The 20,095-nt window shown below is 73.7% G+C and carries 15 protein-coding genes and 1 pseudogene; 11 read left to right on the plus strand and 5 right to left on the minus strand.

Going from position 1 to position 20,095, the window contains the following annotated elements; all coding sequences use genetic code 11:
• Window positions 1–41: 41 nt before the first annotated feature.
• The 6 genes from IF99_RS0102935 (at window position 42) to IF99_RS0102960 (ending at window position 6,925) form a co-directional block, all read left to right on the plus strand.
• The gene (locus IF99_RS0102935) at window positions 42–836 is read left to right on the plus strand and encodes a DeoR/GlpR family DNA-binding transcription regulator (protein WP_030994707.1); all 795 of its coding nucleotides are present in this window, start codon (window positions 42–44) and stop codon (window positions 834–836) included.
• 291 nt (window positions 837–1,127) lie between these two features.
• On the plus strand, window positions 1,128–2,111 hold the full coding sequence (locus tag IF99_RS0102940) for a polyphosphate polymerase domain-containing protein (RefSeq protein WP_030994708.1): 984 nt from the start codon (window positions 1,128–1,130) through the stop codon (window positions 2,109–2,111).
• Window positions 2,108–2,791, plus strand: coding sequence for a DUF4956 domain-containing protein (locus tag IF99_RS0102945; RefSeq protein ID WP_030994709.1), 684 nt, complete (start codon window positions 2,108–2,110; stop codon window positions 2,789–2,791). The genes IF99_RS0102940 and IF99_RS0102945 overlap by 4 nt, the downstream gene beginning before the upstream one ends.
• Window positions 2,791–4,491 carry a CotH kinase family protein gene (locus tag IF99_RS0102950; protein ID WP_030994710.1) on the plus strand — a complete coding sequence of 567 codons (1,701 nt, stop codon included), beginning with the start codon at window positions 2,791–2,793 and terminating at the stop codon, window positions 4,489–4,491. Before IF99_RS0102945 ends, IF99_RS0102950 begins: the two co-directional genes overlap by 1 nt.
• Before the next feature lie 89 nt (window positions 4,492–4,580).
• Window positions 4,581–5,324, plus strand: coding sequence for a response regulator transcription factor (locus tag IF99_RS0102955; RefSeq protein ID WP_030994711.1), 744 nt, complete (start codon window positions 4,581–4,583; stop codon window positions 5,322–5,324).
• Window positions 5,321–6,925, plus strand: coding sequence for a sensor histidine kinase (locus IF99_RS0102960; protein WP_030994712.1), 1,605 nt, complete (start codon window positions 5,321–5,323; stop codon window positions 6,923–6,925). The genes IF99_RS0102955 and IF99_RS0102960 overlap by 4 nt, the downstream gene beginning before the upstream one ends.
• A 208-nt stretch (window positions 6,926–7,133) precedes the next feature.
• Here the strand turns inward: IF99_RS0102960 and IF99_RS30515 are convergent.
• Window positions 7,134–7,972, minus strand: a pseudogene (locus IF99_RS30515) (TIGR03084 family metal-binding protein).
• Window positions 7,973–8,247: 275 nt separating this feature from the next.
• Here IF99_RS30515 and IF99_RS0102970 point away from each other — a divergent pair.
• Window positions 8,248–10,287: a glycosyltransferase gene (locus IF99_RS0102970; RefSeq protein WP_030994713.1), complete on the plus strand. Its 2,040-nt coding sequence runs from the start codon at window positions 8,248–8,250 to the stop codon at window positions 10,285–10,287.
• Between the two features lie 130 nt (window positions 10,288–10,417).
• Window positions 10,418–10,819: a VOC family protein gene (locus IF99_RS0102975; RefSeq protein ID WP_030994714.1), complete on the plus strand. Its 402-nt coding sequence runs from the start codon at window positions 10,418–10,420 to the stop codon at window positions 10,817–10,819.
• A 112-nt stretch (window positions 10,820–10,931) separates the two neighbouring features.
• Here the strand turns inward: IF99_RS0102975 and IF99_RS0102980 are convergent, their stop codons facing one another.
• Window positions 10,932–11,570: a class II aldolase/adducin family protein gene (locus tag IF99_RS0102980; RefSeq protein WP_030994715.1), complete on the minus strand. Its 639-nt coding sequence runs from the start codon at window positions 11,568–11,570 to the stop codon at window positions 10,932–10,934.
• Entirely contained in the window at window positions 11,567–12,913 is a 1,347-nt protein-coding gene (gene otnK / locus IF99_RS0102985; RefSeq protein ID WP_030994716.1) for a 3-oxo-tetronate kinase, read from the minus strand. The genes IF99_RS0102980 and otnK overlap by 4 nt, the downstream gene beginning before the upstream one ends.
• 264 nt (window positions 12,914–13,177) lie before the next feature.
• Between otnK and IF99_RS0102990 the strand changes: the two genes are divergently transcribed.
• From IF99_RS0102990 to IF99_RS0103000, 3 genes are all read left to right on the plus strand, one after another.
• Window positions 13,178–14,593: a homoserine dehydrogenase gene (locus tag IF99_RS0102990; RefSeq protein ID WP_030994717.1), complete on the plus strand. Its 1,416-nt coding sequence runs from the start codon at window positions 13,178–13,180 to the stop codon at window positions 14,591–14,593.
• The gene (locus tag IF99_RS0102995) at window positions 14,590–15,948 is read left to right on the plus strand and encodes a gluconate:H+ symporter (protein ID WP_030994718.1); all 1,359 of its coding nucleotides are present in this window, start codon (window positions 14,590–14,592) and stop codon (window positions 15,946–15,948) included. The genes IF99_RS0102990 and IF99_RS0102995 overlap by 4 nt, the downstream gene beginning before the upstream one ends.
• 147 nt (window positions 15,949–16,095) lie before the next feature.
• A complete protein-coding gene (locus IF99_RS0103000) occupies window positions 16,096–16,962 on the plus strand; it encodes a DeoR/GlpR family DNA-binding transcription regulator (protein ID WP_051703337.1) in 867 nt (288 codons plus the stop codon).
• A 96-nt stretch (window positions 16,963–17,058) separates the two neighbouring features.
• Here IF99_RS0103000 and IF99_RS0103005 read toward each other — a convergent pair whose 3' ends face one another.
• Window positions 17,059–18,786 (minus strand): RecQ family ATP-dependent DNA helicase, encoded by a 1,728-nt coding sequence (locus IF99_RS0103005; RefSeq protein ID WP_030994720.1) that lies wholly within the window; start codon window positions 18,784–18,786, stop codon window positions 17,059–17,061.
• Between the two features lie 212 nt (window positions 18,787–18,998).
• Window positions 18,999–20,006 carry a YdcF family protein gene (locus IF99_RS0103010; RefSeq protein ID WP_030994721.1) on the minus strand — a complete coding sequence of 336 codons (1,008 nt, stop codon included), beginning with the start codon at window positions 20,004–20,006 and terminating at the stop codon, window positions 18,999–19,001.
• Window positions 20,007–20,095 lie beyond the last annotated feature (89 nt).

The raw sequence follows: 20,095 nt of genomic DNA on the forward strand, positions 1-20,095 counted from the left end.
TCAGGACCGCGTTTCTCACACGTGGCGTGTTTACTGGGGGTGTGTCTGGGACCGAACGATGGAAGCTGATCACGCACGCGGTGCGTGAGGCCGGGCGGCTGGGCGTCGCGGAACTCGCCGCGCTCACCGGCGCCTCGGAGATGACGATCCGCCGCGACCTCGACGCGCTCGCGCGCCAGGGAGTCCTCGAACGCTACCGGGGCGGGGCGCGCAGCCTCGTGCTGCGCGGCGAGGAGGAGCCCTTCGCCGCGCGCGCCCGCGAAGGCAGCGCGGCGAAGCTCCGTATCGCCGCCGAGGCCGCCGCGCTGCTCGCGGACGGCGAGTCGGTCGTCCTCGACAGCGGTACGACGTGCGTCAAGGTCGCCCGCGCGCTCGCGGGCCGCCGCCTGACCGTGATGCCGCTCTCGCTGCACGCGGTGCACGTCCTCACCGAGCGGTACGAGGGGGTGGAGCCCCCCGCGACCCGGCTCCTCCTCGCCGGCGGCGAGCCGCGCCCCGGCGAACTGGCCCTCACGGGACCACTGACCGAAGCCTCGCTCGCCGCGCTCCGCTTCGACACGGCGGTACTCGGCTGCTGCGGCCTCACGGCGGCGGACGGGCTCACCGCGTACGACCTCGCGGACGCCGCCGTCAAACGCGCCGCGATCGCCTCGGCCCGCCGCGTCGTCGCCGTCACCGAGGGAGCCAAGCTCACCCGCACCGCCCTCGCCCACGTCGTCCCCGCGACCACGCTCCACACGGTGGTCACCGACGAGGACGCCCCGCCCGAGGAGGTCGACGCACTCACGGCGGCCGGGGTCACGGTGCTGACGGTGCGGGCGGCGGGGAACGACTGAGCGGCGCGGCACCAGGTGACAACCGGGGGCCGGGACCTGGCCCCCCGTGAGTAGCGCGGGACCGGACGCCGGTGGGTCGCGCGGAACCGGGGGCCGCCGAGGGGCGCGTGTCCGGGGCCCTCTGAGGCGCGCCTCGCTCTCCGCCCTCAACCGCCCTCCCGGCACCTCCCGTTCACCGCACCGCCCTCCAGGGTTCACCCGCGATGCACCCGCCATTCTCATTGCCTCCTCATACGCCGCTGGTTACGTGGCCGTGGCCGGTCGGACCACGACGTACGAGCGAGGAGGCGCATGGTGTTCCTGTCGAAGGCGGCCACGAGAACGGAAGCGGAGCGGGGGGCGCGGCCCCCGGGGGCCACAGCGCTCACCGCCGGCACCGCGGCCCCCGGCGCGGCGGAACCCTCGCACGCCACCGGCCGGTTGCACGCGTTCAACCGGTTCGAGCTGAAGTACCTCGTCCCGGTCGAGCAAGCCGCCGAGATCCGCGAGGAACTCTCCGAGCGGATGGACACCGACGCGCACAGCCCGGTGGGCGGGTACGGCGTGTGGAGCCTCTACTACGACACGCCGCAGCTCCGCTTCTACTGGGAGAAGATCGAAGGTCTCAAGTTCCGGCGCAAGCTGCGCATCCGCCACTACGGGGATCTCGTCGGCGTGAACGACAGCTCCCCGGTGTGCGTCGAGATCAAGCAGCGGGTCAACCGCGTCACGCAGAAGCGCCGCATCACGCTGCCGTACGGCGAGGCGCGGCGCCTGTGCGACGGGCGTGAGCTGGTCGACCACGCGCCCGGCGAGAGCGCCTTCGTGCAGGAGGTGCTCGACCTCGTCGTGCGGCTCGATCTGCGGCCCACGGCGATCACCGGTTACCAGCGCGAGGCGCTTGTCGGCCGCGACGCCGACACCGGTCTGCGCGTCACCTTCGACCGGCGCGTCCGCGGCCGGGACCGCGATTTCCACTTCGGCACCACCACCCCGGAGAACCGCTTCACCCTCCCCCCGCACATGACGGTCATGGAGATCAAGGTGAACGAACGCACGCCGCACTGGGTCACGGACCTCGCGGCCCGGCGCGATCTCCACCTCGTCCGCATCTCGAAGTACGTGCAGTCCATCGAGGCCTTCGGGCTCGCCCCGCGCTCGGTCTTCCACGTCCACGAGGCGGACTGCCCTCCCCCCGTCGAGCCCGTGGCCGACGGCACCACCCCCACCGAGAAGCAGCCGCTCGCACAGCGGCCGGCGCGGCACGACGCGCCGTCGAAAGCAGGAGCACAGTGAACTTCGATCTCGATCTCCAGGAACTGAGCGGCACGTTCAGCGTCGCCGACGTCGTGGCGGCGATGGCCTTGTCCTTCGTCCTGTCCGCGCTCATCGGCTTCGTGTACCGCTACACGCACCGCAACGTCTCGTACAGCCAGTCCTACGTGCAGACGCTCGTCGTCGTCGGGATGATCGTCGCCCTGATCATGCTGGTCGTGGGCTCGAACCTCGCACGCGCCTTCTCCCTCGTCGGAGCGCTGTCCGTGGTCCGTTTCCGCAACGCGGTCAAGGAGACCAGGGACGTCGGCTTCATCTTCCTGGCGATGGCCATCGGCATGGCCTGCGGCGCTCGCTTCTACACGCTGGCGGCGGTCGGCGCGGTGGTCGTCTGCGCCGTCGTCCTCGTCATGTTCAAGTTCGACTGGTTCGCGCTCAACGTGCAGCGCCAGGTCGTCAAGGTGCAGGTCCCCGCGGGTGACGACTACACGCCGCAGATCCGTGACGTCCTCATCAAGTACACGACGGAGTTCGAGCTGGTGAGCACCGAGACGATTCGCGGTGGCGCGCTCAGCGAGGTCTTCTACACGGTGCGGCTCAAGAAGGGCGCCGAGCCCGCTGACCTGGTCGGCGCCCTCCAGGAGCGGACCTCAGGACAGCGGGTCACGGTCCTGACCGGTTACGACACGACGGACCTGTGATGGGCGGCGGCACGGAAGGGGAGTTCCCCGCGCGCGAGCGGCGTCGGCCGCGACTGCGCGACCGGGTGCCCGTCCGGCTGCGGCACCACTGGAAGCCGGCCGCCGCGCTCGGTGTCGGGCTCGCCGCGATGGTCGCCTTCCTCGGTGACGCCAGGATCTCCCCGTACGTCACCTCCGCCTCGCGCGCCGAGGCGGACCCCGTCACGGAGGACGTCAAGGGGACGGTCGGGCTCTACGACACCTCGGCGAAGCACGCGATCCAGCTGACGTACGAGCAGACCGACTTCGACAAGATGATGAAGGAGTTCGAGAAGGACGGGACGAAGGACTACATCAAGGCCGATCTCACCATCGACGGCGTCTACCTCAACGACGTCGGGATCCGGCTGAAGGGCAACTCCACGCTCTCGTCCCTGCGCACGTCGAAGCGAGCGCCCGGCGGAGGGCGCGGGTTCCCCGGCGGCGGGCGGACGGACCGGGGCGCGGCCCCCTCCGGAGCACCGGACGCGGGCGGCGCGAAGGCCGGTGACGAGGCGAAGGCCGACGGCGCGAAGACCGGCGGTGACGGCCCGAAGGCCGGTGGCGGGATGGGCGGCATGGTCCAGTACGACCTCTCCGCCGCCAAGCCCGAGGAACTGCCCTGGCTCGTCAAGATCGACGAGTTCGTCGAGGGCCGGGCCTACCAGGGGGAGCGGGAGATCTCACTGCGCCCGGGGAGCGACGACCAGGTCCCGCTCAACGAAGCCCTCGCTCTGTCGCTCACGGCGAAGAGCGGGCAGAAGGCCGAGCGGTACGGGTTCACGGAACTCAAGGTCAACAACCGCCCAGCGGTGACACGGCTCATGGTCGAGGCACCCGACACCGACTACGCCGAGGACGTCGCGGACGGGAACGGCGTGCTGTACAAGGCGAAGGCGGGCGGGAGCTTCGCCTACCAGGGCGACGACCCGACCGACTACGAGGACTCCTTCAAGCAGCTCAACAAGGTGGGCAGTCAGGACCTCGAACCGGTCATGAAACTCATCAAATGGGCGAACAAGGCGTCCGACAAGGAGTTCGCCCGCGACCTGCACCGGTACGTGGACGTCGACTCGCTCGCCCACTACCTCGCCGCGCAGAACCTCCTGCTGAACTTCGACGACATGGCGGGCCCCGGCAAGAACTACCTGCTGTGGTACGACCTCGACACGAAGAAGTTCTCCGTGCTCGGCTGGGACTACAACCTCACGTTCAGCGGGGACGCGTCGACCGGCCCCGACGACTCGGTCGGCATGGGCGGTCCGGGCGGCGCGCCGGCGGGCGGCGGCGCGGCTGCCGGGGGGCCGGAGGGAGCGCCCGGGGACATGCCCGAGGGGATGCCCACGGACCTCCCCCGGGACGCGCCCGGCGGGGACGGCGCCCGTGCCGGCAAGGCGGGCGAGGACGCCAAGGGCGGCGCGGGCGGCCGGATGGGACACGTCCTGAAGACGAGGTTCCTCGCGTCCGACGCGTTCGACGACGTCTACCACGACGCCTACCGGGAGCTGTACGAGAAGTTCTACGGCTCCGGCACCGCCGCGGAGTACCTCACGTCGATCGCCGGGCAGGCCCGGGCGGCGGGCGGCGCGTCGAAGGCGCTGGACAGCGCCGTGGCGAAGCTGCGCGAGACAGTCACCGACCGGGCCTCCGCCCTCGGCGAGGACAAGGAGGTGACGGGCTGAGACCCGCCCGAGTCCCGGACGGCCGCGACGCGCGGCCGTCCGGGGCTGTCCCCGTTCCCCGTCCTTTCGCCTACGCCGAGGTGCCGTCCATGACCGTCCCCCGTCCCCCCGCCACGGGGCACACCGTCCTGGTCGTCGAGGACGACGCCAGCATCCGCACCCTGCTCACGACCGCGCTGGGCGCGGCCGGTTACACCGTGGCGAGCGCGGTGGACGGCCGGGCAGCCATGTTCCAGGCGGGCAGCCGCAGGCCCGACCTCATCGTGCTCGACGTCATGCTGCCCGACATGGACGGCTTCCGGCTCACCCGTGAACTGCGCGCCCAGGGCGTCTACACACCGGTGCTCTTCCTCACCGCGCGGGCCGGGGTCGAGGACCGCATCACGGGACTCAGTTCGGGCGGCGACGACTACGTCACCAAGCCCTTCCACGTCCAGGAGGTGCTGCTCCGCGTCCGTGCCATCCTGCGCCGCGCGGGCGCGCCCACCTCCACCGCGCCGGTGCGGCCACCACTGCGGTACGCCGGTCTCGCGCTGGACGAGAGCACCCACGAGGTGTGGCACGCGGGCAGTCCGCTGCGCCTGTCCCCCACCGAGTTCCGCCTCCTCGCGTGCTTCCTCGCGCACCCCGAACGCGTGCTGGAGAAGGCGGAGATCCTCCAGCAGGTGTGGCGGTACGGCTTCTCGGGCGACACGCGGATCGTCGACACGTACGTGAAGAACCTGCGCCGCAAGCTCGACCACGACGGCGCGCCCGCGCTCCTGCACACCGTGCGCGGCGTCGGGTACTGCCTGCGGCTGCCGCGCGAGGAGCCGGGGGCCGGTACGCGATGAGCCCGCGCGACCGCGCGCGACTCGCCGCCGCGCCCCGCCTCCGTAGCGCCGTTTCCCGCGTCCGCCGCTCCGCATCCCGCGCCGGTGCGGTCGCGCGCCGCTTGCGGCCCCGGTCCCTGCGCGCCCGCCTCGTCCTCATCGCGACCCTGCTCGCCACGAGCGCCGTCCTCCTGTGCCAGCTCGCGGGGCTGCTGGTGCTGCGCGGCTGGCTCACCGACCAGGTCGACGAACGGCTCTCGCACTTCCGGCCGCCGCCGGGCGTCTACGAGGACCTCAGCAGCGGCAGGGAGCCGCACGGCCCCGGCACCGAGGACGCCCTGCCCAGCGACTACCGGGTGTTCTTCTACGACGAGAACGGCCGTCTGTCCCGGGTGCGCCTCGGAACCGACGACAGTCCCGGGCCGAAGCTCCCACGGCAGGCCGCCGCGCTGCGGCTCACCGGGCACCCCCGCACGCTCTCCGCCGAGGACGAGGACGGTTCCGCGTGGCGGGCCGTCGCCTTCACCGGCCCCGGCGGAATCCGGACCGTCGTCGCGCTGCCCCTCGACACCGTCGACGGCGCGACGGCGAAGCTCCTGTGGCTGAGCCTCGGGCTGGGCCTCGCCGTCTCCGTGGGTGTCGTCGTCCTCGGCGGCGCCGCGGTGCGCCTCGGGCTGCGCCCGCTCACGCGCGTCGAGCACACGGCACGCCACATCACGAAAGGCGCGCTCGGGCTCAGCGTGCCGGTCGCGGACCCGGACACGGAAGTCGGCAGGCTCGGTCTCGCTCTCAACACGATGCTCGACCGGCTGCGCCACGCGCTGCGCCGCACCGAGGCCTCCGAGACCCGGCTGCGGCGCTTCATGGCGGACGCGGGCCACGAACTGCGCACGCCGCTCACGGCCGTGCAGGGGTTCGCCGAACTGCTCCTCGCTGAGCCCGCGATGGCACCGGAGCGGCGTGCCGAGGCACTCGCACTCGTCGCGGGCAACGCCGACCGCATGAGCCGCCTCGTCGACGACCTGTTCCTCCTCGCGAAACTCGGTGACACGCCCGCTGCGCACCGCGAGCCCGTGGACCTGCTCTCGCTCGCGGCCGACGCCATCGCCACGACCGCGATCCGCCACCCGCACCGCCCGATCACGCTGGAGCCCCTCACCGCGTCCCCCGCACACGACCTCGCCGTCATCGAGGCGCCCGGCGACCCCCACCAACTCGCCCAGGTCCTCGGCAATCTCCTCGCCAACGCGTGCGTGCACACCCCGCCGGACCGCGCGGTCACGGTGCGGGTCGGTGCGCGCCACGAAGCGGCGGCCGCCGTCTGCGTCGTGGAGGTCGAGGACAACGGCCCCGGTATCGCGCCGGAAGCGGCCCCGTACGTCTTCGACCGCTTCTACCGTGCGCGACCTCCCGGAGCGGGCCCCGAGGCCGGAGCCGGACCCGAGGGAGGGGCCGAACCCGGTTCCGGGCTCGGCCTCGCCATCGCCTCCGCCATCGCGACGGCTCACGGGGGCCGCCTCACGCTCGACAACCGGCCGGGCGCGGGCTGCGTCTTCCGCCTCGTGCTGCCGGAGTCGGAAGAGCCCGCAACGCCGGGGCCGGGCGCCGGGGAGCCCCGGTGACACCCCGTCCGCACGCCCCCCCGGGGTGCGCCCCCTGACGGAAGACACGTTCTCGCCGCCTGAGCCGCACACGTGCTTCGAGTGCGCCGACTGAGCCGGGGCCGTCCCCACCGACGCGCGCGACCTCGCCGAGCACCCCCGGGTCGGTCACGTCACGGCCCGCTGCCAGCGCGGTATCCCGCACCCGCCTCCCGGGTGTCCCGGGCCCTCAGTCCCCGGCCCCGGCCCCGGCGGGCCCCTGTCCCGTGCTCCCGCCGGGAAGACGCTCCGCACGCCCGCCCACCGGGCGTCCCCTGCCGGGTGGGCCCGCGAACGCCTGGGCCACGTCGAGCCATTCCGTGGCGACCGGGCCTGTCGCCGTCAGCGCGAGGTCCGCGCGGTGGCGGCGCTGGGTGACGAGGAGGCAGAAGTCGAGCGCGGGACCCGTCACGCGGTCCGCGGCGTCGACGGGGCCGTAGGACCACGTGTCCCCGTCGGGCGCGGCCAGTTCGACCCGCACCGGAGCGGTGGGCAGGGGCGGCCGTACGTCGCGAAGCCGTGGCCGAGGGTGCGGAAGCCGAGGTGCGCGATGTGGCGCAGGCGAGCGGTCGCAGGACGGGGGAGGCAGAGCGCGTCGTGGACGTCCTGCCCGTGCGCCCAGGTCTCCATGAGCCGCGCCGTGACCATGGAGGCGGGGGCCATGCGGGTGCCGATCCACGCGATCCTCGTCCCCCCGGGGACACGCGCGAGGGCTTCGGCGAGCGCGGCACGTCCCGTGCGCCAGCCCTCCAAGAGGGCGGCGGGAGCGGTACGGAACTCCTCCACGCCCTCGTCGGCGAGCCGCTCCGGACGGACGCGGGCCAGACGCGAGGCGAACTCCTCGGGCTCCGTCACGGCGAGGAGGGCCACGTAGTCGGTCCAGGCGAGGTGGGCGATCTGGTGGGCGACGGTCCAGCCGGGCGACGGCGTTTCGCGCTCCCAGGCGAGAGCGGGCAGGCGAGCGACCACCCGGTCCAGCGCGGCCGACTCCTCGGCCAGGTCGGTCAGCAGAGCGGTCAGGTCCACCACGGTGTGCTCCTTCGTCGATCCCAGCCCGCGATACGGGCACGGGCCGGACAGCGTCCCGCCACCCGCCGCGCCTGACCAGGGTCCGCGCCACGAGACGGAGCCGGTCCGGGGTCGGCGGGGACACGCCCGCCGCCCCCTCACCTTCGCGTTATGCCCGTTTTGTGCTGATATGTGAATTCGCCGTGGCTCCCCCCGCAGGACCCCCGCTGTTCCCCCGGCGTCCACTCCCCCGCTCCCCTCCCCCCGTCCCGCCCTTCCGTGCCAGGAGAAGCCACGTGAAGATCGCCTTCCTGATCAACAACGCCTACGGCATCGGCGGCACGATCCGCTCCACCGCCAACCTCTCCCGCGCGTTCGCCGACCGCCACGAGGTCGAGGTCGTGAGCGTCCACCGCTCGAAGGACGCCCCGGCGATCCCCTTCGACCCCCGCGTGCGGATGACGACGCTCATCGACACGCGTCCCGGCTCGCGGGCCCTCACCACGGGTCCCCTCGCGCAGCGCCCCACCACGATGTTCCCCGGGCCCGCCGCGCCCCGCGTCTCCGCCGGGACCCCCTACTCCGCGCTGCACGACGAGCGCATCGGCCACTGGCTCCGCACGACCGGGGCGGACGTCGTGATCGCGACAAGGCCCGACCTCAACGGTTACCTCGCGCGCGACGGGCAGAGCCGTTGCGTACGCGTCGGGCAGGAGCACCTGAGCCTCGCGGGGCACAGCGACGCGGTCCGTGCGGCGCAGAACGGCGTCATCGGGCAACTCGACGCCTTCGTCACCGTCTCCGAGGCCGACGCCGCCGCCTACCGCGCCGCGCTCCCCGACGTGCCCACCCGCATCCGCTGCATCCCCAACGGCGTGCCCGCGCCCGTCGTCGAGGGCTCGGCGCGGGACGCGGACGTGATCGTGGCGGCCGGGCGGCTCATTCCCGTCAAGCGGTACGACCGCCTCGTCGACGCCTTCGCGCGCGTCGCCGACGCGCACCCGACGTGGACGCTGCGGCTCTACGGGCGCGGCCCGAAGCTGGCGCGACTGCGCGAGCAGATCGACCGCCTCGGCCTCTACGAGCGGGTCCTGCTCATGGGGTCCGTCGCACCGATCGAGACGGAGTGGGCCAAGGGCTCGATCGCGGCGGTCTCCTCGGACAAGGAGTCCTTCGGGATGACGATCGTCGAGGCGATGCACTGCGGCGTCCCCGTGATCGCCACCGACTGCCCGCACGGCCCCGGCGAGATCATCACGCACGACCGCGACGGTGTCCTCGTCCCGCTCGACTCCGGCGTCGAGGGCTACGCGCTCGCGCTCGACCGGCTCATGAGCGACCGCGAGCTGCGCGGGCGGCTCGCGGCCGGGGCACTGCGGCGCGCGGCGGACTTCGCGCCGGAGCGGGTCGCCGAGCGGTACGAGGACCTCTTCCACGCGCTGGGCGCCGGACGCCGCGCCCCCGCCAAGGCCGCCCCCGTCCCGTGGTGGCGCAGGCTGCGTGCCGCTCTCCGCCCCGTACGGACGACACCGCCCCGCCGCGCGGCGGACACCCGCCCGCTCGCCTCGGCGCGCTCGGGAGCGGACGGCGAGATCGTGTTCCGCTTCCCCGCCACTTCCCTCCCCTGGGGCGAACTCGACCTGCTCGTCCGGCTGCGCCGCGACCCGAAGGGCCGCGAGGTGCGCGTCCCGCTGCCGGCCGGGCGCGCGAGCGAGGTCCGCGTCACGCTCGACCCGCTCACGCACCCGCTCGCCGAGGGGCGTTGGGACTGCTACCTCGTGCCGCGCGGAGCGACGCGGGGGCGCAAGCGGCTCGTGTGCGAGGTCGCCGAGCGCGCCCGGCGCGTGGGGCGCCCGCCGCTCACGGCGGCGGACGGCGAGACGGTGAGCGCGCTGCCGTACGCGACGGTGGACGGCTTCCTCGCCGTACGCGCCTGGCGGCGCCCCGCGCACGCGGAGGTCACCCGGATCACGGTGGGCGAGGAGGGGACGACAGTACGCGCCGCACTGCCCGTGCCCGCGACGGGCGCGGTCGTCGTGGCGGTCTCGCGCCAGGGCGAATCCGGTGACTTCAGTCTCCCCGTGAGCCCGGACGGCGCGGGCCTCGTCTTCACGCTCCCGCCCGCGAGACCCGCGGCGGCCCCGCACACCCGCTGGGACCTCTACCTCCGCGTCCCGGCCCACGACGTGCCGGTCTCGCTCGGCCGCATCGGCGGCGACATCATCGACCGCAACAAGACGGACATCATCCCGGCGGCCCGCCACGACGAAACGGCGGAGTCCCGCGTCTTCTTCACGGGCGCGCACAACCTGGCCTTCGAGGTGCGCACGCCGTAGCGCAGGCGGGGGGCGGCGGTCGAGGGTCCGGAGGGCGTCGCATCGCCGGAGCGGGCGGCGCCCTGACAGGGTGCCGCCCCGGCCCGTACAGTTCCCGTACTTCTTCCCCGAGCCGTCACAGGAGCCCGCCGTGCCGCCCACTCCCGGAAGCCTGCACCACGTCGAGATCTGGGTTCCCGACCTGCCCCGTGCCGTCGCGGACTGGGCCTGGCTCCTCGAAGCGCTCGGCTACACGCCCCATCAGGAGTGGGAGGCCGGCCGGAGCTGGCGTCTCGACGGCACGTACCTGGTCTTCGAGCAGTCCCCCGCCCTCTCCGGCCCGCGTCACGACCGCCTCGCCCCCGGTCTCAACCACCTTGCCTTCCACGCGGGCCCGCGCACCGCCGTCGACGCCCTCACCGACAAGGCGCTCACGCACGGCTGGACCCTCCTCTTCCCCGACCGCCACCCTCACGCGGGCGGTCCCGACCAGTACGCCGCCTACCTGGAGAACCGCGACGGCTTCGAGGTCGAACTCGTCGCCACCGGCTGAATCCGGGCGCGGGGAGAGCGGTGCGGGCGCGGCGAGGGCCCATGTCCCGAGCGCCTTCCGGTGGTGCGAGCGGCGAGGGGAGCACGCGGCCTCGGCCGGCCGGGGGCCGGGGTCAGCCTTCCCAGGGGGAGCCGTAGCGGTGGGCCAGGGTCCGGGCCTCCTCGGTGGTCAGCGAGCGCGCGGGACGGGTGCCCAGGGAGAGGAGGAGCCCAGCCGTCTCCTCCAGTTCCACGATCGTCTCGACGGCCGCCCGCACGCTCGTGCCCGTCACGACGGGGCCGTGGTTCTGGAGGAGCGCCGCGCGGAAGGGGAAGGGCAGCGCGCGCATCCGCGCGGCCTGCTCACGGTCCCCGGGCGGCGCGTAGGGCAGCAGGGGTGTCTGGCCCACGCGCATCACGAAGTAGGGGGTCAGGGGCGGCAGGGCGCTCTTGTCCGACCAGGGTTCCAAGCAGGAGACTCCCGTCGCCTGCCGGGAGTGGAGGTGCACCACGGCCCGCGCCTCCGCGTCGCGCTGGTAGAAGGCCGTGTGGAGCGGGAACTCCTTGGAGGGGCGCGGGCCGGACACGAGGCCGCCGTCGAGGTCGAGGACGGTGAGCGCGTCGGGGTCGATGCGCGACAGGTCCGTCCCGGTGGGCGTGATGTAGACGCGGTCTCCCTCGCGGACGCTGAGGTTGCCGGAGGAGCCCGGGCTCAGCCCGAGCGCCGCGAGGTGGGCGCCGGCTGCCGCGAGCGCGGCGCGCTGGGAGGTCATGCGAGGGTGCTCCATGCTTCTGTGAAGATCTCGGTGGCGCCGAAGTTGCCGGATTTCAGGGCCAGGTCCACGCCGTGTTCCCGGCCGTCCACGCGGCTCCGCGCGCTCGCCCAGGTGACGCCGGGGGCGATCGGCGCCCCGATCGACAGGGCCCGCACCGCCAGGGCGGTCACGACCGCTCCCGAGGTCTCGCCGCCGGCCACCAGGACTCTGCGCGCCCCCGCGGCGACGAGGCGTTCCGCGCAGGCGGCGAGCGCCTTCTCCACCAGCGCCGAGGCGGGAACGCCTCCGGGCCCCGCGTCACGGTCCCCCGTCTCCAGGTCGGCCAGGTCGGCCACCGCGTAGATCAGTGGCGGCCGGTCGGTGGACTCCTCCCAGCAGGACCGGGCGAAGGCGACGAGGTCCTCCACGGCCGCCTCGAAGTCCCCCCGCAGAGCGTCCAGGTCCAGCTTGCGGCACGGGAGACCGGCGTCGCGCGCGTGGGCCACCTGCGCCCGGGTCGCCGCGCTCGCGCTCCCGGAGAGGATGAGCGCCGGATCGCCGGGCCGTGACGCGGCCGGGGCTCTCGCCGTGTCCGGGCCCGGTGCCGCCGCCGTGACGCGCGGGCCCCGAAGTCCCGCGGCGAGACCGGCGGCACCGGTGACCAGCGGGTGGTCCGGGGTCGCGGCGGCGATCGTGCCCAGGTCCTCCTCGGTGACGGCGTCGACCACCACGAGCGATCCGGACAGTTCCGGCACGCCGAGGGCGTCCCGCAGGGCCGCCGGGCCCTCGCGGACCTTCCCCAGCGCGATCAGGGAGACGGGACGGCGGGTCTGCGGACGCAGGAGCCGGCCCACGTCGGAGTCCCGCATGGGGGTCAGCGGGTGGTGCCGCATCGGGCTGTCCTCCAGCGGCTCGCCGTGGACGTACAGCAGCCCGTCCACGACGGTGCGCCCCGTGGCGGGGAAGGACGGGACGACGACGGTGGGACCCGTCACCCCGAGGGCGTCGAGAAGGGCGTCCGTCACAGGACCGATGTTTCCCCGGGGGGTCGAGTCGAAGGTGGAGCAGTATTTGAAGTAGAAGCGTGCGCACCCGGCGGCCCGCAAGCCCTCCAGCGCGGCCAGGGAGTCGCTCACGGCCTCCTCGGCGGGGGCCGAGCGCGACTTGAGGGCCACCACCACCGCGTCCGCGTCGCGCACCGCGCGGCCGACCGCGTCCGCCGCGCCTCCGCCGCCCGCCGGGGGCGGGGCGAGAGGCGCGGCACCGACCGTCACCACCGTGCGGAAGCCGCGCGCCACCAGCGTGGTGGCGAGGTCCGTCGCTCCGGTGAAGTCGTCGGCGATGGCTCCGAGGGTCGGCATCGGGGCTCCTTGCGTGGGCGGACAGGTGCTGTCGCAGGACGGCCTCCCTCCGGAGAGAGGGCACCCCAACAGCGTGATGTGAATTTATGTTACCAGTCTTTACGTGTATGGGATCTCCTGATACATGTTGTTAATCAGCTCGGCTGTGACGCCCGCACTCGCCCGCCCCAGGGACGGAGGTGCTCAGCGGTCACCGGGAGCAGAGCCATCGCGCCACGCGCCACCTGCGCCGTGCGCGAGCGCGACCACTGAGGAGAAACCCCTATGAACCTGCGCCATCTGTTCGCCGAAGACAGCGACCGGACAGTGCGCTACGCACTGTCCGGCGCCGGTGGCGGCTTCGCGAGGACCCTGCTGTCCCAGACCCTTCGCGTCGACCGCTTGGTCCCCGCCGTGTTGTGCGACCGGGAGGTGGCGCGGCTCAAGGACATGCTGATCGAGCTGGGCTACGAGCGGGACACGCTGCGGGTGTGCGAGGACGAGGACGAGGTGGCGGCCGCGGGCCGCGAAGGCGCCCTCGCCCTCGTCGCGGACGGCGCGCTGCTGGGCGCCGGTGAGTGGGACATCCTGGTCGAGGCGACCGGCAGCCCGGCGCACGGGTACGCGATGGCGCGTGCGGCGCTGACCTCGAAGCGGCACGTGGCGCTGGTCAGCAAGGAGGTCGACTCGGTCGCGGGGCTCAAGCTGGCGGACCTGGCCGAGGAGAACGGCGTCGTCTGCACGACGGCGGACGGCGACCAGCCGGCGAACCTGATCGGCCTGATCACCTGGGCGCGGCTGCTGGGCCTGGACATCGTGGCCGTGGGCAAGTCGAGCGAGTACGACCTCGTCCTCGACCCCGCCGCCGAGACCGTCACCCAGCTGGACACCACCGTGCCCGCGCCCGGCCTGAACGGCCTGCTGGAGCTGGGGGAGGACGTACCCGCCACGCTGGCCGCACGGGCCGAGGCCGTGTCCGCTCTGCCGGTGGGTGCCACCGCCGACTACTGCGAGATGGCGGTCGTCGCCACCCAGACCGGCTTCCGCCCCGACACGGAGCTGCTGCACTACCCCGTGGCCCGCATCGCGGAGCTGGCCGACATCTACGCACCGCGCGAGGACGGCGGGGTCCTGGAGCGGACCGGTGCCGTCGATGTCTTCCGGGCGCTGCGGCTGCCCGGCGAGGCGTCCTTCGCCGGCGGCGTCTTCGTGGTGGTGCGCACCACCGATCCGGAGACGTGGGAGATCCTGCGGGGCAAGGGGCACGTGCTCAGCCGTGACGGCCGCTACGCCGCGATCTACCTGCCGTACCACCTCATGGGCGTCGAGACCCCCGTCTCCCTCCTCTCGGCCGTCCTGCACCACCGGCCCTCCGGCGGCACCGACCCGCGCGCCCACGCGGTCCTCGCGGGGCGCGCGCGGCGCGAGCTGCCCGCCGGGACCGTCCTGGACATGGGCGGCCACCACCACGACGTGACCGGGGTGCAGGCCGTCCTGCTGCGGGACGAGGAGGTGCCGGCCGGTGTCGCGCCTCTCTACCTGGCCGCCGGCACCACCCTCGCGCGGGACGTGCCGGCCGGTGAGCTGATCGGCATCGCGGACCTCGCCGACCCCGAGCCGGACCTGCTCACCGCCTGGACCGAAGGCCTGGCCTCCCGGTCCGCGCACGCCGCCACGACGGCGACGGTGACCCTGCCATGAGCACGGACCTGCAACACCTCCTCCTCGGCGCGGCGGCAGTCGTCGTCCTCATCCTGCTCATCACCAAGGCCAAGCTGCACCCCTTCCTCGCGCTGATGCTCTCCGCGCTGGGCCTCGGGCTGGCGGCCGGCATCGGCCCCGCCGACACGGTCGGGCACTTCCAGGACGGCTTCGGGGACGCGCTCAAGAGCACCGGCCCCACCATCGGGCTCGGCACCATCCTGGGCGGCATCCTTCTCGGTTCCGGCGGCGCGGACCGCATCGCGACCGCCTTCATCGGCTCCCGGCCCGTGAAGTGGGTGCCCACGGCGATCACCGCGGCGGCCCTGCTGATCGGGATGCCGCACCTGTTCGACGTCAGCTTCGTCATGCTCGTCCCGCTGGTGTACGCGGTCGCCAAGCGCACCAAGACCCACCTGCTGTACGTCGGGCTGCCGATGGCGGCCGGGCTCTACATCTCGCACGGGCTGCTGCCTCCGCATCCCTCCCCCACACTCGCCGTCTCCGCGTACCACGCGAGCACCGGGCTGACGATCATGTACGGCCTGATCATCGGCATCCCGATCGCCGTCCTCAGCGGTCCGCTGCTCACCAAGGTCGCCGGCCGCTGGTTCGGCCCCGCCCCCGACCTGGACCGTGGCCCGGTGCCGGAGCCCGACCCGGCGCCGGAGAACCGCCGCCGCCCGGCCTCGTTCACGCTCGCGCTCATCACCGTGCTGCTGCCGCCGGTGCTCATGCTGATAGGCACCGTGGGGACCTCCCACACGGCCAAGGGCACCGCCCCGTACGCGCTCTTCGAGGCGTGCGACTCCCCCGTGATCTCCCTGCTGGTCGCGGTCGTCTTCGCCTTCTTCGCGCTGGGCCTGCGCTCCGGCTTCGGCCTGGGCCAGCTCCAGAAGATGGCCGGCAAGGGGCTGGGGCCGGTCGGCGGGATCGTGCTCATCCTCGGAGCCGGTGGCGGCCTCAAGGCCATGCTCACCGCCACGGGGATCGACAAGCTCATCTCCGACTACGCGGTCCACTGGTCGATCCCGCCGCTGATCCTGGCCTGGCTCGTCGCCGCGCTGCTGCGCGTCTGCCTCGGCTCGGCCACGGTCGCCGTCGCGGCGGCCACGGGGATCGTCGCTCCGCTCATCGGCGCCTACCCCGGGCTCTCGCCCGAGCTCCTGGTGCTCGCCACCTCCTCCGGCGCGGTGATGCTGTCGCACGTCAACGACTCCGGGTTCTGGCTCTTCAAGGAGTACTTCCAGCTGACCGTGCCGCAGACCTTCCGCACCTGGACCCTCATGCTCTCCCTCCAGTCGCTGCTGAGCCTGGGCGGTGTCCTGCTCCTGAGTACCTTCGTGGGCGGCTGAGGAGACCCGGCCCCGGGCCCCCTCCCCACGGCGCACCCCACCGCGGGGGCCCGCGCCGCCTCGTCCGGGCACGGCAGCCCGGCCGAGGCGGCACAATCGATCAGGACCGGCACCGGCCGGGTCCGGCCGACAGGAGGAAAGAACACCATGGCCGAAGAGGCAGCCCCGTCCCTGATCCCCGATCAACGGCGCGAACTGCTGGTGCGGCACCTGCGGCGGGAGGGGGTGCTCAGCGTCCAGCAGATCACCCAGCTCTTCGGCGTCTCCCACATGACGGTCCGCCGCGACATCGCGGAACTGGAGCGCCAGGGACTGGTGTTCTCCGTCCCCGGCGGGGTCCGCATCGCCAGTCCGGTGCAGACCGAGCCCAGTTACCAGACGAAGACCGCCGTCGAGCAACCGCAGAAGCAGGCCATGGCGGCCCGCGCCGCGGAACTCGTCCGGGACGGGATGACCGTCTACCTGGACGCGGGCACCACCCTGTCGGCGATGGTGCCGCTTCTCGCCCGCCGCGAGTCGCTCACAGTGGTGACCAACGACTTCACCACCGCCGGCCTGCTCATGGCCTCCCCCCACCTCGACGTCATCCACGTCGGAGGCAGGGTCGAACCGGCCAACCGCTCCAGCGTCGGCCGCCTCGCCGCCCGCACCCTGCGCCAGCTCGCCCTCGACCTGGCCTTCATCAGCACCAGCTCCTGGGACCGGCTGCGAGGGGTGACCACCCCCTCCGAGCTGAAGGTCGAGGTCAAGGAGGCGGCCATGGAGTGCGCGGGCAGCTCCGTCCTCGTGGCGGGTTCCTCGAAGTACGGCACCTTCGGCAAGTACCGCGTCGCCCCCCTCACCTCGTTCGACGTGGTCATCACCGACGAGGACCTGGCGGAGGCCGCCGCCGAGGGCATCCGGGCGGGCGGCACCGAACTCCTCCTGGTCCGGCCGGAGGAACCGCACCCGTCCACACCGGCCGCTGCTCCGCGCGGAGCCGCCGAACGGCCCTCCGCGGAACAGAGCGTCTGAGGACGATCCAGGGGGCCACCGGCACCGCCCCGCCCGTCCGGGCAGGCGCGGACACCCCCTTCGCCGCCGTCTTCCCGCGCGGGGCGCGCCCGCCGCTCAGGCCCCGACGAGCGGAGTCAGCAGCGACTGCTCCCGCACCGCGTCGAGCGACAGGGTCCGGTAACCGGCCTCGGCGAAGAGCACGGTGAGCCGGTCCGCTTCGCCGCTCATGACCTCGCCCTCGCCCCAGGTGCGGTGGCTGACGCGGGTGCCGGGCGGGAACTCGGGGCCCGCGGCGGTCTCGTCGGCCGGTGCGGTGCTCTCGTCGGCCTGTGCGAGGTGCCCGCCGGTCCCGGCGAGGACGGCGGGCCCCCGCGTCTCGTCCTCGCGCTCGTGCGCCTCGCAGTTGTCGCAGCCCGCGCACTCCCCCGCCGGGAGGTCCTCGCCGAAGTAGCCGAGCAGCACCCGTCGCCGGCAGCCCTCGCTCTCCGCGTAGCCGCGCATCATCTCCACGCGGCTGCGCTCCAGGCGGGTACGGGCCTCGGCGAGGCGCACCGCCTCCCGCGCGCAGGTGTCCCTCCGCGCACCGGGCACCGCGCGTATCCCCGCCTCCTCCAGGAGGAGCCCTCCGGCCTCGGCGAGCAGGTGGACGAGCGAGGTGAGTGCGGAGTGGGTCAGCCCGGTCTCCTCCCGCAGCACCGTGGCCGGGACGGGGCCCGTGTGGGCGCGGACCCGGTCCATGAACGCGGCGAGCGCGGCCTCGTCGGGGTGGCCGGAAGCGCGGTAGCGCTGGACGCCGAGGTCCTCGGGGCGGTAGCCGAGGATCGCGCGGGCGGGGCGCCCGTCGCGGCCCGCGCGGCCGAGTTCCTGGTAGTACGCGTCGAGCGAGCCCGGTACGGAGGCGTGCAGCACGAAGCGCACGTCGGTCTTGTCGATGCCCATGCCGAAGGCCGAGGTGGCCACGACGACATCGAGTTCCCCGGCGTGGAAGGCGTCGTGGACGGCGGAGCGGGCCGCGCCGGTCATCCCGGCGTGGTAGGCGGCGCCGGAGAAGCCGAGCGCGGAGAGTTCCTCCGCGTACCGCTCGGTCTCCTTGCGGGTCCCGGCGTAGACGATGCCGGGCTTCGCCTCGGCGGCCGCGCGCTCGACGACCCAGCGGTGCTTGGCCTCCTCGTCCTGGTGCCGGACGACTTCGAGGTGGATCTCGGGGCGGTCGAAGCCGGCCACGATCTCACGGGCGCCGGGCATGTGGAGGTGGCGGAGGATGTCGGCGCGCACGGGCGGCGCGGCGCTCGCGGTGAGGGCGAGGAGCGGCGGATGCCCGATCCGCTCGCGCACGCGGCCGAGAGCGAGGTAGTCGGGGCGGAAGTCGTGGCCCCAACTGGACACGCAGTGGGCCTCGTCCACGACCATGAGGGCCGGTTCCGCGCCACCGACCATGGCGAGCACGTCGGGCTTGGCGAGTTGTTCGGGCGAGACGAAGAGGAAGTCGAGCGCGCCCTCGCGTACCCGCTCCCAGGTCTGGGCGTTCTCGCGTGCCCGCTGCGCCGAGTTGACGGCCGAGGCGCGGGCCCCGGCGCTGCGGCCGAGGGCGGAGACCTGGTCGCGCTGGAGCGCGATGAGCGGGCTGACGACGAGTACGGGGCCGTCCAGGAGGAGACCCGGGACCTGGTAGACCGCGGATTTGCCCGCGCCGGTCGGCATCACGACGATGGTGTCCTCGCCCGCCATCACGGCTTCCATGGCGCCGAGTTGGGCGGGCCGCAACTCCTCCCAGCCGAAGACCTCACGGGCGGCGGCGCTCAGCCGGGAGCGGACGGAGGGGCGGTGGGCGGTGCGGGGCATCGGGGCCTCCTGGTACGGGTGCGGCGAGGACCCCGTCCGGTGAGCCCCGGCGAGGACGCCGAGCGTGTACCCGGTGGCGGGCCGCGCACGACGCGCGCGGCGGAAATTTCCCGGGCGTCCCCGCCGTCCGGCCCGCCGGCCGCTCCTCGGTGCCGGAGGCCGCCTTCCGGCGGCGGCCGGTCTCGCGGGCGTCGCTCGTCCTCGCGCGCCCGCTACCGGCTCAGCCACCACACGAGCGTCCCGCCGAGGACGAGGAGGAGGCACAGGGCCGCGTTGGTGCGCCGGTAGTCGACGAGCAGGGCGACGAACTCGCGGATCGTGGCGCTGGGCCAGAAGTACGAGGCCGTCGGCGCCCCGACGACGTGGCCGCGCACACCGGCGCGGCGGGCGGTGACGGCGGTGCGGAAGACGTGGTAGTTGCTCGTCACGACGACGCAGCGGTAGCCGGGCTTCGCCTTCGCCATGAGCGCGTGGCTGTTGCGGAGGTTCTCGCCGGTCGTCGCGGAGTGCTCCTCGCGCACGAGCAGCCGTTCGGGGAAGCCCTTCTCCCGCACGTACCGTGCCATCGCCTCCGCCTCGGAGACGGCCTCGTCGCCGCCCTTGCCGCCGGAGAGGAGCAGGAGTGGTTCACGCCCTCGTTTCGTGAGCGTGCGGTGCGCGGCGAGTCCCCGGTCGAGCCGGGCGGCGAGCAGCGGCGAGACGCGTTCGCCGCCGAGCAGGCCCGCGCCGAGCACCACGACGTAGTCGGTCCTGCGGCGGACGCGGACGTGCCCGTAGAGGAAGGCGTAGGCGAGCATGCAGGCGAAGAGGAAGCCGAAGTACCCGGCGATCGCGGTGACCGTACCGGCGAGGACGAGCAGGGTGCGGGCGTGCAGGACGAAGGCGGTGACGAGCAGCGCGGCGAGCGCGAGCAGCCCGAGCCCGGCGAGGAGGGAGAGCAGGTTGGCCGGGCCGCGGCCCTCCTTGCGGACCATCGTGACGCCGTTGGCGAGGAGGAAGGGGGCGGGGACGAGGACGCACAGCGCGCCGACGACGACAGCCGCCACCGCCACGTCCCGCCCGGCGAGGGTGTCGTCGCGTATGAGCGTGAAGCACCAGGCGGCGAGGGCGAAGACGACGGACAGGCCGAGGAGGACGGCGTTGCTGAAGCGGCGACGGTCCCTGAGCACCCCCACGCAGAACACGAGGAACGTCACGGCCGCGGGGGCGTAGGCCAACATGCGGAGATTCTAAGCAAGCCGGCCGGTCGCGTAAGCCGCCCGGGGCCGGTCACGGACCCCGGGGGCGGCAACCGGACACGGACCGGGGG

It is taken from the genome of Streptomyces sp. NRRL F-5630, from assembly GCF_000719475.1.
In the GTDB taxonomy this organism is placed as follows: Bacteria; Actinomycetota; Actinomycetes; order Streptomycetales; family Streptomycetaceae; genus Streptomyces.

Coding starts and splice junctions, on each gene's coding strand:
- IF99_RS0102940 (WP_030994708.1), top strand. CDS start 1,128: ATGGTGTTCCTGTCGAAGGCGGCCACGAGAACGGAAGCGGAGCGGGGG.
- IF99_RS0102950 (WP_030994710.1), top strand. CDS start 2,791: ATGGGCGGCGGCACGGAAGGGGAGTTCCCCGCGCGCGAGCGGCGTCGG.
- IF99_RS0102955 (WP_030994711.1), top strand. CDS start 4,581: ATGACCGTCCCCCGTCCCCCCGCCACGGGGCACACCGTCCTGGTCGTC.
- IF99_RS0102960 (WP_030994712.1), top strand. CDS start 5,321: ATGAGCCCGCGCGACCGCGCGCGACTCGCCGCCGCGCCCCGCCTCCGT.
- IF99_RS0102980 (WP_030994715.1), bottom strand. CDS start 11,570: ATGACCTCCCAGCGCGCCGCGCTCGCGGCAGCCGGCGCCCACCTCGCG.
- otnK (WP_030994716.1), bottom strand. CDS start 12,913: ATGCCGACCCTCGGAGCCATCGCCGACGACTTCACCGGAGCGACGGAC.
- IF99_RS0102990 (WP_030994717.1), top strand. CDS start 13,178: ATGAACCTGCGCCATCTGTTCGCCGAAGACAGCGACCGGACAGTGCGC.
- IF99_RS0102995 (WP_030994718.1), top strand. CDS start 14,590: ATGAGCACGGACCTGCAACACCTCCTCCTCGGCGCGGCGGCAGTCGTC.
- IF99_RS0103000 (WP_051703337.1), top strand. CDS start 16,096: ATGGCCGAAGAGGCAGCCCCGTCCCTGATCCCCGATCAACGGCGCGAA.
- IF99_RS0103005 (WP_030994720.1), bottom strand. CDS start 18,786: ATGCCCCGCACCGCCCACCGCCCCTCCGTCCGCTCCCGGCTGAGCGCC.
- IF99_RS0103010 (WP_030994721.1), bottom strand. CDS start 20,006: ATGTTGGCCTACGCCCCCGCGGCCGTGACGTTCCTCGTGTTCTGCGTG.